Genomic DNA, 15595 nt, shown 5'->3' with positions numbered 1-15595 from the left:
TAGTTCACTAGCACACTGTTGAGTTCTCAAGCAACACACCGCAACCCAGCCCACCCAGCAGGCAAACCAGATCACCGCGTCGTTTCAAGCTATTTTGTTCCGAAGAGCAACCCTACACCCCGCTGAAACTTGCGCTTCACGGGGGCTGGTCGGCTCCGGAGGTTTGGGACCACCCACTCTACCACCAAAGGTGGGAGCTTGGTTCGTGTTCCCGGTGGCCGCCCGGTTTCCCTGGCGACTTGGAGAACTTTACATGGCCGAAAACCGGCCCGAACAGGGGGGTCCCTTAAGCGCGCACCAGCCCGCTGACCTGCACCGATCGGCCCGCCAGCCCCAAGGACCCCAGAGACCCCACGAGCCCCGCACCCCGGCGCGCTCACTCGGTCCGCAGCCGCCCGTGGCTCGCGACCACCGTCAGCGCCACCAAAGCCGCCACGAGCACCGCCGCGACGTGGATCGGCGCCGGCCCGAACGAAGCCGCGAGCACGAGCACCGCCGCCACCGGGTAGCCGATCGCGATCTCGCGGCACTCGTTGGTCGGCCCGATGTGCAGCAGCCACACACTCAGCAGGAACAGCGCGACCGGCACCGTCACCACGAGCGCGGTGGCCAGGCCGCTCAGCGCGGTGTGCCCCGTGTCGTAGTCGACCGCCAGCTCGAGCCCCGTGCCCACCGCCGCGGCCGAGGAGAAGATCAGGTAGTGCCCGTAGCCCCAGCTCGACGTGCTCAGCAGCGACGGGTGCCGCACCAGCCGCAGGTGCCCCGGCTGGTCGAAGTACAGCCACCACATCGAGAACACCAGCACCAGTCCCGCCGCGGCGAGGCCGATGAGGGTGCCGACGTGCTCGCCCTCGGACACGCCCTCCTGCACGGCGGTGGTGGCGCTCAGCACCACCTCGCCGAGCACGATCAGCGTGAACAGCCCGTACCGCTCGGCGATGTGGTGCGGGTGCCACGACGTCCCGCCGCGGGTCTCCGCGATGCTCGGCACCGCCAGCTCGCACACGACCAGCACCGCGAACAGGATCGCCGCCGTGCTCGGCTGGAACGCGATCAACGCGTCCGCGACCCAGAGCGCCTGCACGACGGTGATGCCGCCCGCGTACCAGAGCGCGGTCGTCCGGCGGTCCGGATCGGATTTCGCCGCCCTCAGCCACTGCGTCACCATCGCGAGCCGCATCAGCACGTACCCGACCATGACCACGCGGAAATCGCCGGCGAACGCGCGGTCGACGCCGGCCGCGACGGTCAGCCCGCCGGCGATCTGCACGAGCGTGGCCAGCCGGTACGGCACGTCGTCGGTGTCGAACGCCGAGGCGAACCAGCTGAAGTTGAGCCAGCCCCACCAGATCGCGAAGAACACCATCGCGTAGCTCAGGATGCCGTCGCCGACGTGCCCCTCGGCGAGGTCGTGGTGCAGATCAGCGCTGGCCGCGCCCACAGCGACCACGAAACACAGGTCGAACAGCAGCTCCAGCGGCGTGGACACGCGGTGGTTCTCACCGCTGTCGCGAGCCCGCATCGGCCGGTACCACACCCGGATCCGGCGAACCGGAAAAGTCTCCTGGGTCATCCACGCTCCCGCACGCTCACCCGACCTCGATCGTCGCCATCCCAACACGATCGAGGGCCGCAGGCGAGCAGGAGCCCCGCAAACGGTGAAAAAAGGGCGGGCCCGGTTCCCCCTCCCGAGCCCGCCCGAACGCCTTCAGCGCACTCCCTCGCCACCCCGGGCACTGCTCCCGGCGGTCGCCGTACGGTCCCCCGCGGACGCCGACGATCCGTTGCCTGGGAGGTGACCAAGAGTGTCCATTCCTTGGAACTCCGGAACTCTCAGCCGCTCGGCCGATCGACCCATCCCCGGTCGATCGATCGAAATGCCACTGTAGGTAGCCAAAGTGTCGTGCTGAAGGCTCCACAAGGTCTACCCGGTTGCTCTGAGTAGCACCAGGGTCAAACGTAGCGTGTCACTCGGATGGAGCATCGCCGGTTTTGCTGAAAGTAGTTCACCTGGACTGCTGAGAGACGGTGATCTGCTCACTGTCGGTGAACGCCAGCGGCTGCTTCCGCAGCGTCGCGCTCTTCACTGCGCGCGCCCCTGTTGCGCCGCGCGCGCAGCTCCAGCACGGCCAGCACGAGCGCGACGCACGTGAGCCCGGCCGAGCAGCACATCGCCACGGTGAGGGCCAGCGAGTAGTCCCGGTCCGACCCCACCACCACCGACTGGAAGACCGACGCCAGCACGGCCGTGCCGATCGCCGTGCCGATGCGCTGCCCGGTCTGCAGCGCGCCGCCGGCGACACCCGCCATCGAGGGGGGCACGCATTCCAGCGTCAACGTGGTGTTCGGCGCGAGCACCATGCCACCGCCGATGCCGCCGACCAGCAACGGCAACGCCACCGCCGGCCCGGCCGCGGACGGCGGCACGAGCTCCACCACCAGCGCCACCAGCAGCAACCCCACGGCCACCAGGCTCAGCCCCGTGACGGACAGCCGGCGGCCGAACCGCGGCACGAGCCGCCCGGCGACCGCCGCCGAGGCGGCCGAGCCGATCGCGAACGACGTGACCGACAACCCCGACGCAAGCGGCGTGTACCCCAGCCCCTGCTGGAAGAACAAGGCGAAGACGAGCCAGATCCCGGCGAACCCGCAGAAGTACAGCGCGCCGACCGCGGCGCCGGCCGAGTACCCCGGCGTGCCCGTGAACAGCCGGACGTCGAGCAGCGGCGACCGGCCGCGCGCCACCACCCGGCGTTCCCACAGGACGAACGCGAAGCCGAACACCACGGCCACCGGGAAGAGCCACCACAGCTTCGCGAGGCCGCCCTGCTCCGATTCCACCAGCGGCAGCAGCACCCCGAGCACGGCGACCGCCAGGAGCAGGATGCCGAGGAAGTCGATCTCCGAGCGCACCCGCATCGGCCTGCGCTCGGTCTTCGGCAGCAGCCGCATCGCCAGCACGAACGCGACGACGCCGACCGGCACGTTCACGTAGAACACCCAGCGCCAGCCGCCGGGGTCGCCGAAGACCGCGAGGATCACGCCGCCCAGCACCGGTCCCACGGCCGTGGAGATCCCCACGACGGCGCCGAACAGGCCGAACGCGCGGCCGCGCTCGGCGCCGCGGAACATGTCCTGGATCAGGCCGCTGTTCTGCGGCGTCAGCAGGCCGGCCGCGCAGCCCTGGGCGAGCCGCGCGATCACGAGCGTGGTCGGGCCGGGCGCCGCGCCGGCCAGTGCGCTCGTGGCCACGAACGCCGCCAGAGCGATGAGGAACATCCGCCGCCGGCCCAGCGCGTCGCCGAGCCGGCCACCCGTGACGAGGACCAGGCCGAACGAGAGCGCGTAGCCCGACACGACCCACTGGACCGTGCCGCTGCCGGTGTTCAGGCCGCGCTGCATCGCCGGTAGTGCCGTGTTGACGATGCTGACGTCCAGCAGCGTCATGATCCCGGCCGCCAGCGTGACGGCGAGCGCCCGCCACCGGCGCGGGTCCGGCACGTAGTCCGTCATCAGGTGTTGGCGGTGATCCCGGGGATGCCCTTGAGCTCACCGATGAGCATCGAACTGACCTTCACCGGGTAGTCGTAGAGCGCGAACACGGTCTGGTTCTTGCCGACGAGCTTCAGGTGCACCGGCGTCTCCCCCTTGTGCGCCAGCAGCGTCGACTTCAGCTCGCTCACCACGGACTGGTCGATCTTCTCCGCGGCGGCCAGCAGCATCAGCGGCGGTTCCTCGCCGCCGTTGCCGACCTCCGACAGGTCCAGGGGCACGAGCCCGCCGCCGAAGACCGACATCTTGTCCTCGCGCCAGTTGACCCGGCCCTTGACCAGCACCGCGTTGTCCTCGACGAGGTCCGCCGCGAACATCGAGTACGCCTTGGCGAAGAACAGCACCTCGAGCGCGGCGTCCATGTCCTCGACCGTGCAGATCGCCCACGGCTCGCCCTTTTTGTTCACGCGCCGCTCGAGCGAGGTGAGCAGGCCCGAGATCACGACCTCACCCTCCTTCGGCGGGTCGGCGAGCAGGGCCGCGATCGGCTTCGGGGCGTGCTTGCGCAGGATGCGCTCGGCGCCGTCGAGCGGGTGCGCGGACACGTACAGGCCGAGCATCTCCCGCTCGTAGGCGAGCATCTGCTTGCGCGGGTACTCTTCCTCACCGAACTTCAGGTGCGCGAGCGGCGACGACGACACGGCGGCCTCGCCCCCGTCGTCGTCACCTCCGCCGAAGGAGCCGAACAGGTCGAACTGGCCCATGGCCTCCTGGCGCTTGAGCGGCACGACGGCTTCCACCGCGTCCTCGTGCACCTGGATCATCGACAGCCGCGTGTGGCCCATCGAGTCGAAGCCGCCGGCCTTGATCAGCGACTCGATGACCCGCTTGTTGCAGGCCACCAGTTCCGACTTGTCGAGGAAGTCCGTGAAGGAGGAGTACTTGCCCTTCTCCTCGCGGGTCTTGATGACCGACTCCACCACGTTGGCACCGACGTTGCGCACGGCGCCGAGGCCGAAGCGGATGTCGTTCCCGACGGCCGCGAAGCGCAGGGCCGACTCGTTGACGTCCGGCGGCAGCACCTTGATGCCGAGCCGGCGGCACTCCGACAGGTAGATGGCCGACTTGTCCTTGTTGTCGCCCACGGACGTGAGCAGCGCCGCCATGTACTCCGGCGTGTAGTTCGCCTTGAGGTAGGCGGTCCAGTACGCGATCAGGCCGTACGCGGCGGCGTGGCTCTTGTTGAACGCGTAACCGGCGAACGGGAGGATGGTGTCCCACAGCGCCTTGACCGCTTCGGCCGAGAAGCCGCCGGGCAGCAGCGGGCTGGCCTTCATGCCCTCTTCGAAGCCCTCGTACTCCTTCTCGAGGACTTCCTTCTTCTTCTTGCCCATCGCCCGGCGGAGCGTGTCCGCTCGGCCCATCGTGTAGCCCGCGACCTTCTGCGCGATCTGCATGATCTGCTCTTGGTACACGATCAGGCCGTAGGTCTCGGACAGGATCTCGCGCAGCGGCTCTTCGAGCTGCGGGTGGATCGGCGTGACCTTCTGCCGGTTGTTCTTGCGGTCGGCGTAGTCGTTGTGCGCGTTCATGCCCATCGGGCCGGGGCGGTACAGCGCGAGCACCGCGACGATGTCCTCGAACCCGGTCGGCAGCATGCGGCGCAGCAGGTCGCGCATCGCGCCACCGTCGAGCTGGAACACGCCGAGCGTGTCACCGCGGCCCAGGAGCTTGTAGGCCTCGGGATCGTCGAAGCCGAGGCGGTCGAGGTCGATCTCCTCGCCGCGGTTGGCCTTGATGTTGGCCAGCGCGTCGCCGATCACCGTGAGGTTGCGCAGGCCCAAGAAGTCCATCTTGAGCAGGCCGATGTTCTCGCACGACGGGTAGTCCCAGCCCGTGATGATCGAGCCGTCGTCGCGCTGCCAGACCGGGATCGCGTCGGTGAGCGGCTCGCTCGACATGATCACCGCGCAGGCGTGGACGCCGGCGTTGCGGATCAGGCCTTCGAGGCCGCGGGCGGTGTCGAAGATCGTCTTGCACTCTTCGTCGGTCTCGACGAGGGCGCGGACCTCCGCGGCTTCGGCGTAGCGCTCGTGCTTCGAGTCGACGATGCCGGACAGCGGGATGTCCTTGGCCATGATCGGCGGCGGCAGCGCCTTGGAGATCTTGTCCGCGATCGAGTAGCCCGGTTGCCCGAAGTGCACGCGGGCCGAGTCCTTGATCGCGGCCTTGGTCTTGATGGTGCCGAAGGTGATCACCTGGGCCACGCGGTCGGCGCCGTACTTCTCCGTGGCGTAGCGGATCATCTCGCCGCGGCGGCGGTCGTCGAAGTCGATGTCGATGTCGGGCATCGACATGCGCTCGGGGTTGAGGAACCGCTCGAACAGCAGCTTCTGCGGGATCGGGTCGAGGTTCGTGATGCCCAGCGCGTACGCGACGAGCGCGCCGGCGGCGGAACCACGGCCGGGGCCGACCAGGATGCCGACCTCGCGCGCGTGCTGGATGAGGTCGGCGACGATGAGGAAGTAGGCCGGGAAGCCCTTCTGCTCGATCACGCCCAGCTCGTAGTCGCAGCGCTCCTCGTAGCCGTCGGGCACACCCTCGGGGAAGCGCCACTTCAGGCCTTCGGCCACCTGGTGACGCAGCCACGTCGCCTCGGTGTGGCCCTCGGGCACGTCGAAGACCGGCATGCGGTCCTTGTGCGAGTAGACGTCCTCGTACGACTGCACGCGCTCGGCGATCAGCAACGTGCTGTCGGCCGCGCCCGGGACCTCCTTGTCCCAGTACTGCCGCATCTCCTCGGCGGACTTGAGGAAGTAGCCGTCGCCGTCGAACTTGAACCGGGTCGGGTCGTTGAGCGTCTTGCCCGCCTGCACGCACAGCAGCGCCGAGTGCGTGTCGGCCTGGTCCTTGGTGACGTAGTGCGAGTCGTTGGTCGCGAGCGGTTTGAGGTCGAGCAGCTTCCCGATCTCGAGCAGGCCCTCGCGCACGGACCGCTCGATCGGCAGGCCGTGGTCCATCAGCTCGAGGAAGAAGTTGTCGGCGCCGAAGATGTCCTTGTAGTCCGACGCGGCCTGGATCGCGGCCTCGCGCTGGCCGAGCCGCAGGCGCGTCTGCACCTCGCCCGAGGGGCAGCCGGTGGTGGCGATGATGCCGGAGTGGTTCTCCGCGATCAGCTCGCGGTCCATGCGCGGCTTGCGGTAGTAGCCCTGGATCGAGGCGATCGACGAGAGCTTGAACAGGTTGCGCAGGCCGGTGGCGTTCTCCGCCAGCATCGTCATGTGGGTGTACGCACCGCCACCGGAGACGTCGCCGCCCTCACCGAACTCGTCGGAGCCGCGCTGGCTGGCCTGGCCCCAGAACACCGGCTTCTTGTGGAAGCGGCTCTCCGGCGCGATGTAGGCCTCGATGCCGATGATCGGCTTCAGGCCGTGCTTCTTGGAGGTCTGGTAGAACTCGTCGCCGCCGTACATGTTCCCGTGGTCGGTCATGCCCACCGCGGGCATGCCCAGCCGCGCCGCCTCGGCGAAGAGGGGTCCGATCTTCGCCGCACCGTCGAGCATCGAGTACTCGGTGTGGACGTGCAGGTGGACGAAGGAATCGTTCGACACCAGCGAAAACCTCCCCTAGGCAGACGGCTTCCCGGTTCTTGCTGCGGCGCGGCCCGGGGTCCTCCACCCTAGTCCGCGCTCGCGCTGTGGGGCTCGGTAGGGATCCTCTCTCCTCACCGGGGCGCGGCGCCCGCCGACATGCCGCCGGAAGGCCGACGAAACCTGCGCGGGTGCCACCCTCGCACGCGCCACCGACAGAACCGGCGCGGGTGAACCGGCCCACATGGATCCGGTGATCGCCCCCGTCGGGGCGTGGGAGCCGCGCACCCGGCTTGACACGCGGTACGGCGCAACTTCACGATCGCGAGCATGAACCTGTCCGACAGCCAGACAGCCGGACAAGCCCCGCGCCGGGTGAGCGCCATGGAGGCCGTGCTGGCCCACCTGCGCCGCGCCATCGAACGCGGCGAGTACGCCGTCGGCGACAAGCTGCCGGCCGAAGCCGCGCTGAGCAAGGAGTTCGAGGTCAGCCGCTCGGTGATCCGCGAAGCGCTGCGCGGGCTGCAGGCGCTCGGCCTCACCGTCTCGCGCACCGGCAAGGGCACGTTCGTGACGGCGACCGGCCCGGCCGAGAGCCCCACGTTCGGCGGCTACTCGGCGCGCGACCTCGTGGAGGTGCGCCGCCACGTCGAGATCCCCGTGGCCGGTTACGCGGCCCTGCGCCGCGACGAGGGCCACCTCGACCTGCTCACGCACCTGGCCGAACGGATGGAGCTCGAGACCGCCGACACGGCGTGGGTGGCGCTCGACTCGGTTTTTCACCTCACCATCGCGCAGGCCTCGGGCAACCCCGTGTTCGCCAAGGTCATCGAGGAGATCCGCGACGCGCTGGCCCGGCAGAGCGCCTTCCTCAACCAGCTGGGCGGGCGCCGGGCGGAGTCGGACGTGGAGCACCGGCGGATCGTCACGGCGATCGCCGAGGGCTCGCAGGAGAACGCCGTGGCCGCGATGACGGCGCACCTCGCGCACGTCGAGCAGGCGCTGACCACCATCGTGCGGCCGGGCCGCGCGGCGAAGCAGGCTGACTCCACGGGTGAGCACACCCTTCGGCGGCCGATCGACACGAGTGCGTCCGACAGGGCCGCTTCCGAGGAGACACAGGCATGACCCCCGAACAGCGCGCCCCGCGCCACGTCCCCCTGGTGAACCTGCTGCGCGACGGCATGGTCGAAGGCGTGCACCACGGTTCCGTGATCGCGCTCGCGCCCGACGGGTCCACGCTCTTCGCCGCCGGCGACCCGGACGTCGCGATGTACCCGCGGTCCACGGCGAAACCGTTGCAGGCCACCGCGATGGCCCGGCTGGGTCTGCGGCTGCCGCCCGCGGGGTTCGCGATCGCGGCGGCCAGCCACTCCGGCGAACGCCGCCACCTCGACGCCGCGTCGGCCGTGCTGGCCGGCCACGGCTTCACCGCCGAGGACCTCGGCAACCCGGCCGACTTCCCGTTCGACCCGGTCGAGCGCGACGCGTGGATCGCCGACGGCCGCCGGCCGTCGAAACTCGCGCACAACTGCTCCGGCAAGCACGCCGCGATGCTCGCCACCTGCCGGGAGCAGGGCTGGGACCCGCGCACGTACCTCGACCCCGGGCACCCGCTGCAGCGCGCGATCCGCGCGACCGTGGAAGACCTGACCGGGCAGACCGTGGTGCGCGTGGCCGTGGACGGGTGCGGTGCGCCGCTGTTCGCGCTGTCGTTGCGGGGGCTCGCGCGGGCGGCCTCGCGGCTGGTCACCGCGGCCTCCGGCACGCCGGAAAGCCTGGTGGCCCAAGGGATGCGGCAACACCCGGACCTCGTCGCCGGCACGCGCCGCGACGTGACCGCGCTGATGCGCGCGGCGCCGGGGCTGCTCGCGAAGGACGGGTTCGAGGCCGTGCAGCTCGCCGCCCTGCCCGACGGCACGGCCGTGGCGCTGAAGATCGCCGACGGCGGCGACCGCGCGCGGCCCGCCGTGCTCGCGGCCGCGCTGGCGTCGTGCGGGGTGGACGCCGACGTGCTCGAACCGTTCACGAACCCAGCGCTGCTGGTGACGGAAGAACTCGCGGGCCGCCCGCGCGCTGCGTGACCCTGCTCACGCGGGACGGGTAGCTTCGAAGGCGTCCGGCTCGGTCGACAGAGGAGTGAACCAGTGTTCAACCGCATCGCCGACCTTCTGCTCGGGCTCCCGAAAGCCGAGGGCCCCGCCCCCGTCGCGACGAAGGGCCTGCGGATCCCGATGCCCGACGGCGTGCACCTCGTCGCCGACCGGTACGCCCCCGCGGGCCTGCGGTCGGGGCCGGTGGTGCTGATCCGCACGCCGTACGGGCGCACCGGTCCGCTGGCCGCGCTCTTCGGCAGCGTCTTCGCGCGCCAGGGCCTGCAGACGGTGGTCCAGAGCACGCGCGGCACGTTCGGGTCCGAGGGTGAGTTCCGGCCGTTCCACCTGGAGCGCGAAGACGGGATCGCCACCGCCGAGTGGCTGCGCGAGCAGCCGTGGTGCGACGGCCGGCTCGCGACGGCGGGCGCCAGCTACCTCGGGCACACCCAGTGGGCGCTCGGGCCCTACCTCGACCCGCCGCTCGAGGCGATGGCGCTGGCCGTGACGGCGTCGGAGTTCGTGACCACGTTCTACCCGGGCGGGGTGCTCGCGGCGGACAACATGGTCTCGTGGTCGTCGATGATCGGCCGGCAGGAGGAGCGGTTCGCCGCGCTGCCGAACCCGCTGCAGGCGCGCCGGACGCGCCAGGCGATGGGGCACCTGCCGATCAACGCCGCCGACGTCGCCGCGATCGGCAAGCAGGTGCTGTTCCTGCGCGACGTGACCACCCACGCCGAACCGGGCGACGGCTACTGGGCGATGTCGGACCACAGCGCGGAAGTAGCCGGGCTGAGTGTGCCCGTGAGCATGGTCACCGGGTGGTACGACCTGTTCATCACCGGGCAGCTGCGCGACTTCCGCACGCTTCAGGACGCCGGGCGCGCGCCGCGGATCACGATCGGGCCGTGGGCCCACGGCGACCCGGCGAGTCTGCGCGTCACGGTGCAGGACCAGATCGGGTTCCTGCGCGCGCACCTGCTCGGCGACCGCGCGCAGCTGCAGCGCTCACCCGTGCGCCTGTACCTGCAGCAGGCCGCGACCTGGCTCGATTTCGACGTGTGGCCGCCGGAGTCCACGGCCACCGACTCGCACCTGCGCCCGATCGGCGGCCTCGGCGAGGTGGCCGACGCCGGCGCGCGGCCCACCACGTTCACCTACGACCCCGCCGACCCGACGCCGGCCGTCGGCGGACCGCTGCTGACGGGCAAGAACAAGCAGCAGGACAACAAGGTGGTCGAGGCCCGCGACGACGTGCTCGTGTTCACGGGTGAACCGTTGATCGCCGACCTCGACGTGATCGGCGAGGTGAGCGCGACCGTGTTCGTGCGCACCGAGCTGGGCCACGCCGACGTGTACGTGCGGATCTGCGACGTCGACCAGAACGGCCGCTCGGCCAACGTGACCGACGGCATCCTGCGGCTGCGGCCCGGCGCACCGGAGTCGGACGGCGACGGGATCGTGACCGCTCAGGTGACACTCGACCCCACGGCCTACCGCTTCCGCCGCGGCCACCGGCTGCGCGTACAGGTGGCGGGCGGCGCGTTCCCGCGCTTCGCCCGCAACCACGGTACGGGCGAACCGGTGGCGAGCGCCGTCGACGGCAAACCGAACCGGTTCGAGATCTTCCACGACGCGGCCCACCCGTCGCGGGTCACGTTGCCGGTGTTCACCCGTTGAACGGCACCACTCGTTGGTGCGTGGTGAGCCGGCCGTCGTCGTGCACCACGTGCAGCAGCATCGCCGGTGGCCGGTCGAGTTCCAGCGGGCCGCCCTCGGCCCAGTCGCGATCGGAGCCGGGTTCGACGGGCAGAAGGGAACCCGACACCACGCCGGGGGCGATGCGTACGGGCACACCCGCGAAGGTCGTGGCGGCGCCGGTGTGGACGTGGCCACACAGCAAGGCCAGCACCTGCGGGTGGCGGCCCAGCACCTCGGCGAGGCGGTCTTCGCCGGTCTGGCGGATGGCGTCCACGAGCGGAACACCGACCTCGACGGGCGGATGGTGGAACGCGACGAACGCGGGACCGTTGTGAGCGGTGAGGACTTCGTCGAGCCAGGTCAGCGTCTCGTCTTCGAGGTAGCCGGCGCCCTTGCCGGGGATCGTCGAGTCACAGGCGGCGACGAGGACGCCGCCCACGTCGGTGGCGACGTTGACCGGCGCGGCGCTCGCCGGTTCGCCGAGCAGGACCTCGCGGAACGCCTCGCGCACGTCGTGGTTGCCGGGGCAGGTGAGCACGGGTGCGTCGTGCTTGAGCAACTCACCGGCGCGGCGGTATTCCTCCGGTGCGCCGTGGTCGGCGATGTCGCCGGTCACGAGCACGGCGTCGACCGGCGTGCCCCGCAGGCGGTCGAACACCGCGGCCGCGCGGGCGTCGGCGCGCTCGCCCCCGTCGAGGTGGATGTCCGACAGGTGCGCGAAAACCTTCATGCGCTTCTGCTCCGTTCGAGGTACGCGAGTGCCTTGACCCGAAGCCCTACTGTATTCAGTTTTCCATGGTCAGCTTCCAGCCCGCCGACGTCGCCCGCGCCCGCGCCGAGACGCCCGGCTGCTCCGGCGTCGTCCACTTCAACAACGCCGGTTCGGCGCTGCCACCGGTCCGCGTCACCGACACGGTGGTCGACTACCTGAGGGCCGAAGCGCTGGTCGGCGGCTACGAGGCCGCCGCCGCGGCGGCCGAGTGCATCGAGGCGGTGTACACGTCCGTCGCGCGGCTGATCAACGCGGAGCCCGAGGACATCGCGATCACGGACAACGCGACCCGCTCGTGGCAGGCGGTGTTCTACGCGCTGCGGTTCGGCGCCGGCGACCGGATTCTGACCTCGCGCGCCGAATACGCGAGCAACGCGATCGCCTACCTCCAGGTGGCGCGCCGCACCGGGGTGCGCGTGGAGGTGGTCGCCGACGACGAGACCGGCCAGCTCGACGTGGCCGACCTGCGGCGGCTGATCGACGACGACGTGAAGCTCATCGCCGTGAGCCACGTGCCGACGCAGGGCGGCCTGGTGAACCCGGCCGAGGAGATCGGCGCCGTGGCGCGCGACGCAGGAATCCCGTTCCTGCTCGACGCGTGCCAGTCGGCCGGACAGCTTGACCTCGACGTGTCGCGGTTGCATTGCGACGCGCTTTCGGCGACCGGGCGCAAGTATCTGCGCGGGCCGCGCGGCACCGGCTTCCTCTACGTGCACCCGCGGCTGCGCGAGCGCCTCGAACCGGCGACGCTCGACCTGCACTCGGCGAGCTGGGAGGCGCCGGACGACTACGTGGTCGACCCGACGGCGAAGCGCTTCGAGGTGTGGGAACGCGACTTCGCGGCCGTCCTCGGGCTCGGTGCGGCCGTTGATTACGCGCTCGAGTGGGGCCTGCCCGCGATCGAGGAGCGCGTGGTTGCGTTGGGCTCGAGTTTGCGCACGAGGCTCGGCGAGCTCGCCGGCGTGCGGGTGCACGACGTCGGCGCGCGCAAGTGCGGGCTCGTCTCCTTCAGCCTCGACGGTCTCGGCGCCGAGCAGGTGAAGCTGCGGCTGTCCGCGGCGAAGATCAACACGAGCGTGACCACCGCGACCTCGGCGCAGTACGACTTCACCGCGCGTGGCCTGCCCGATCTCGTCCGCGCGTCAGCGCACTACTACAACACCGAGGACGAGATCGACCTGCTGGTGAGCGAGGTGGCGAACCTGGCTCAGTCGCGCAGGAGCTGACGCGCGATCACGAGCTTCTGGATTTCGCTGGTGCCCTCGTAGATCCGGAACAGGCGCGCGTCGCGGTAGATCCGTTCGACCGTGACGCCGCGCAGGTACCCCGCACCGCCGTGGACCTGCACCGCGCGGTCGGCCACGCGGCCGAGCATTTCGGTGCAGAACAGCTTCGCCGACGACGGGCCGAGCCGACGGTCTTCGCCCGAGTCGTACGCCGCGGCGGCCGCGTGCACCATCGCGCGCCCGGCCGCGAGCTCGGCGTGCGACTCGGCGAGCAGGGCCTGGACCAGTTGGTACTCGCCGATGGGCCGGCCGCCCTGGCGCGCGGTTTTCGCGTAGGCCACCGCTTCCTCCAGCGCGCGCTCGGCCATGCCGACGCACAGCGCCGCGATGTGCAGGCGGCCGCGCGCGAGCGACGCCATCGCGATGCCGAAGCCCTTGCCCTCCTCGCCGACGAGGTTTTCCGGCGGCACCTCGACGTCGTCGAAGAACACCTCGGCGGTCCACGCGCCGGCCTGGCCCATCTTCTTGTCGTGCGGGCCGACGGTGACGCCTGGTGCTTTCGCGGGCACGAGCAACGCGGAAATGCCGCGGCTGCCGGTGCTTTCGGGTTCGGTGCGGGCGAAGACCACGAAGACGTCGGCGATCGGCGCGTTGGTGATGAAGCGTTTGGCTCCGGTGACGCGGTAGCGGTCGGCGGTCTTGACCGCGCGGCTGGTGAGCCCGCTCGGGTCCGACCCGGCCTCGGCTTCGGTGAGCGCGAACGACGCGATCGCCTCCCCCGCGGCCAGGCGCGGCAACCAGCTCTCCCGCTGGTCCGGCGTGCCGTAGGTGACGATCGCCTGGCCCGCGATGCCGTTGTTGGTCCCGAACAGCGAGCGGAACGCCGGCGTGGTGTACCCGAGCTCGGTGGCGAGCCGCACGTCCTCCGCCATGCCCAGGCCGAGGCCGCCGTACTCCTCGGGCAGCGCGAAGCCGAACAACCCGAGCCCTGCGGCCTTCTCGCGGATCTCGGCGGGGATCTCGTCGAGCTCGTCGATCTCCGCCTCGCGCGGCACGACCTCCTTGCGCACGAACTCCCGCACGGCGGCCAGCACCTGGCCGAAGTCGTCGGCGTCCACCCGGCGTACCTCCTCGCTGTCGGTGGTCACGCTACCCGCCGAACCACCCCGCGACGTCGAGGCGGAAGCCGCCCCCGGTCATGGTGCGGAGATCGGCTTCGAGGGCGCGCACCCGGTCGGCGCCGAGCTGCTCCACCCACCGCGCGCGCAGCGTGTCGAAGATCCTCGCGGACCTCGCCAGGGCGTCGACCCCGCGCGGGGTGAGCCGCACGAGCTTGCGGCGCGCGTCCGCGGGGTCGTCGGCGCGCTCCGCGTACCCGAGTTGCTCGAGGCGGTCGACGGTCTTGCCGGCCGCCTGTTTGGAGACGCCGAGCCGCTTGCCGAGGTCCGAGGCCGTCGCGCCGTGCAATCCGATGGCCTGCATCGCGAAGCCGTGGGCGGGGCGCGCGTCGGGGTGGCCCTGGTTCGCGAGCTCGGCGTGGAGCTCGTCGATCAGGCCACGGGAGGCGGCGAACAGCAGGATGGGCAGCTCGAAGCCGGGCGGGTCAGCCATGGCGGTTGCCAAATTCGACAACCAGGTTTATGTTTTCGACAACCATGTTGACGAGTTTAGCCCGGAGGTTCCCGTGTCGCACTTCCCCGATCACACCGTCTTCCCCGATCACACCGTCGAATCCGCCCCGCCCGCCGCCCGCCCGGCGCTCACCGCGACGGCCAGCCAGTTCGGCTCCCTGCCCGCGGCGGTCGCGCGGCTGGCCACGTCGCCCGAGCTGCTGAACGGGTTCCTGCGGCTCAGCGCGCTGTTCGAGTCGACGTCACTGGCGCCACTGGAGCGCGAAACCCTGGTGCTGACGGTCGCCACACGCAACGGGTGCGCGTTCTGCGTGGCCATGCACACCGCCCGTCTCGCCGCACTCGACGCGCCGGCCTCGCTGGTCGCCGCGCTGCGCTCGTCGGAGGTTCTGCCCGTCCCCCGCCTGGAGGCGCTGCGCCAGTTCGTCTTCGCGGTCCTCACCACGGCCGGCGGGGTCGCACCGGCCGACCTGGAGGCGTTCCTGGCCGCGGGGTACACGCCGCAGCAGGCGCTGGAGGTGGTGCTGGGCATCGGGGCGTACACGCTGTCGACGTTCGCGAACCGCCTCGTCGACGCTCCCCTGCACCCGACCCTGGCCGAGTTCGCCTGGACCGCCGCCTGACATTCACCCGTTTGCCACGCGCCCCGACGTATCCCACGGCTTCCGCCGGACCTCCTGAACGACGTTCACCCGTCACTGGGGGTTCGGTCGGGCTTGTCGAGGGGGCAGGCCCGACCGGAGCGGGTTCACCCCGGGCGGGCGGACTGATCCCAGTCGACCGCCCGCGGTTTTTCCGCATCGGCGGAACCGCTCGGGCGAGGGTGAATCAGGAGCGGTCGGGCTTGACCCCTTTCGAGGCGGAGCAGGTGGAGCGCTCGGCTGGGCCGCCGAGCCGAAGGGCCAGATGGCGATCCTGCGTAGGCGCACCGGCCGCGTGGTTTGGTGGTCGATCAGCGGCCCGAGACCGGCAAGCGGGTCGAACGCCTCGCCGAAGTCGTCGTGTGGACGTCCGGTCCCGACGGCGGATTCGAGGGTTGCACCCCGAAGGACATCGACGAGCCGACCCGCTCACGCTCCCCGCAAACCGA

The 15595-nt window shown here is 70.8% G+C and carries 11 protein-coding genes; 5 read left to right on the top strand and 6 right to left on the bottom strand.

Annotated elements, in window-relative coordinates; genetic code table 11:
* Positions 1-376: 376 nt before the first annotated feature.
* The 3 genes from ACWEOE_RS11605 to dnaE form a co-directional block, all read right to left on the bottom strand.
* Positions 377-1573 (bottom strand): low temperature requirement protein A, encoded by a 1197-nt coding sequence (locus tag ACWEOE_RS11605; RefSeq protein WP_452007228.1) that lies wholly within the window; start codon positions 1571-1573, stop codon positions 377-379.
* Between the two features lie 464 nt (positions 1574-2037).
* Positions 2038-3513, bottom strand: coding sequence for an MFS transporter (locus tag ACWEOE_RS11600; protein WP_452007226.1), 1476 nt, complete (start codon positions 3511-3513; stop codon positions 2038-2040).
* The gene (gene dnaE, locus ACWEOE_RS11595; RefSeq protein WP_452007224.1) at positions 3513-7103 is read right to left on the bottom strand and encodes a DNA polymerase III subunit alpha; all 3591 of its coding nucleotides are present in this window, start codon (positions 7101-7103) and stop codon (positions 3513-3515) included. Before dnaE ends, ACWEOE_RS11600 begins: the two co-directional genes overlap by 1 nt.
* A gap of 363 nt (positions 7104-7466) precedes the next feature.
* Here dnaE and ACWEOE_RS11590 point away from each other — a divergent pair, with 363 nt between their 5' ends.
* The 3 genes from ACWEOE_RS11590 to ACWEOE_RS11580 all read left to right on the top strand — a co-directional run bounded on the left by ACWEOE_RS11590 (position 7467) and on the right by ACWEOE_RS11580 (position 10855).
* Positions 7467-8210 carry a FadR/GntR family transcriptional regulator gene (locus tag ACWEOE_RS11590; protein ID WP_452007253.1) on the top strand — a complete coding sequence of 248 codons (744 nt, stop codon included), beginning with the start codon at positions 7467-7469 and terminating at the stop codon, positions 8208-8210.
* Positions 8207-9166 carry an asparaginase gene (locus ACWEOE_RS11585; RefSeq protein WP_452007222.1) on the top strand — a complete coding sequence of 320 codons (960 nt, stop codon included), beginning with the start codon at positions 8207-8209 and terminating at the stop codon, positions 9164-9166. The genes ACWEOE_RS11590 and ACWEOE_RS11585 overlap by 4 nt, the downstream gene beginning before the upstream one ends.
* Before the next feature lie 63 nt (positions 9167-9229).
* Positions 9230-10855 carry a CocE/NonD family hydrolase gene (locus ACWEOE_RS11580; protein WP_452007220.1) on the top strand — a complete coding sequence of 542 codons (1626 nt, stop codon included), beginning with the start codon at positions 9230-9232 and terminating at the stop codon, positions 10853-10855.
* Here the strand turns inward: ACWEOE_RS11580 and ACWEOE_RS11575 are convergent.
* The gene (locus ACWEOE_RS11575; protein WP_452007218.1) at positions 10845-11606 is read right to left on the bottom strand and encodes a metallophosphoesterase; all 762 of its coding nucleotides are present in this window, start codon (positions 11604-11606) and stop codon (positions 10845-10847) included. The two genes, ACWEOE_RS11580 and ACWEOE_RS11575, sit on opposite strands and share 11 nt — an antisense overlap.
* 65 nt (positions 11607-11671) lie before the next feature.
* Here ACWEOE_RS11575 and ACWEOE_RS11570 point away from each other — a divergent pair, with 65 nt between their 5' ends.
* The gene (locus ACWEOE_RS11570) at positions 11672-12874 is read left to right on the top strand and encodes an aminotransferase class V-fold PLP-dependent enzyme (RefSeq protein ID WP_452007216.1); all 1203 of its coding nucleotides are present in this window, start codon (positions 11672-11674) and stop codon (positions 12872-12874) included.
* Here the strand turns inward: ACWEOE_RS11570 and ACWEOE_RS11565 are convergent.
* Together ACWEOE_RS11565 and ACWEOE_RS11560 are read right to left on the bottom strand one after the other, a co-directional pair.
* Entirely contained in the window at positions 12856-13992 is a 1137-nt protein-coding gene (locus ACWEOE_RS11565) for an acyl-CoA dehydrogenase family protein (RefSeq protein WP_452007251.1), read from the bottom strand. The genes ACWEOE_RS11570 and ACWEOE_RS11565 overlap by 19 nt on opposite strands.
* A 31-nt stretch (positions 13993-14023) precedes the next feature.
* The gene (locus ACWEOE_RS11560; protein WP_452007214.1) at positions 14024-14485 is read right to left on the bottom strand and encodes a MarR family winged helix-turn-helix transcriptional regulator; all 462 of its coding nucleotides are present in this window, start codon (positions 14483-14485) and stop codon (positions 14024-14026) included.
* Between the two features lie 73 nt (positions 14486-14558).
* Here ACWEOE_RS11560 and ACWEOE_RS11555 point away from each other — a divergent pair, with 73 nt between their 5' ends.
* The gene (locus ACWEOE_RS11555; protein ID WP_452007212.1) at positions 14559-15128 is read left to right on the top strand and encodes a carboxymuconolactone decarboxylase family protein; all 570 of its coding nucleotides are present in this window, start codon (positions 14559-14561) and stop codon (positions 15126-15128) included.
* Positions 15129-15595 lie beyond the last annotated feature (467 nt).

The organism is Amycolatopsis sp. NPDC004368 (assembly GCF_053602515.1).
Note: the sequence above shows the minus strand (reverse complement) of the source record. Positions and strands in the feature narration are given on the sequence as shown.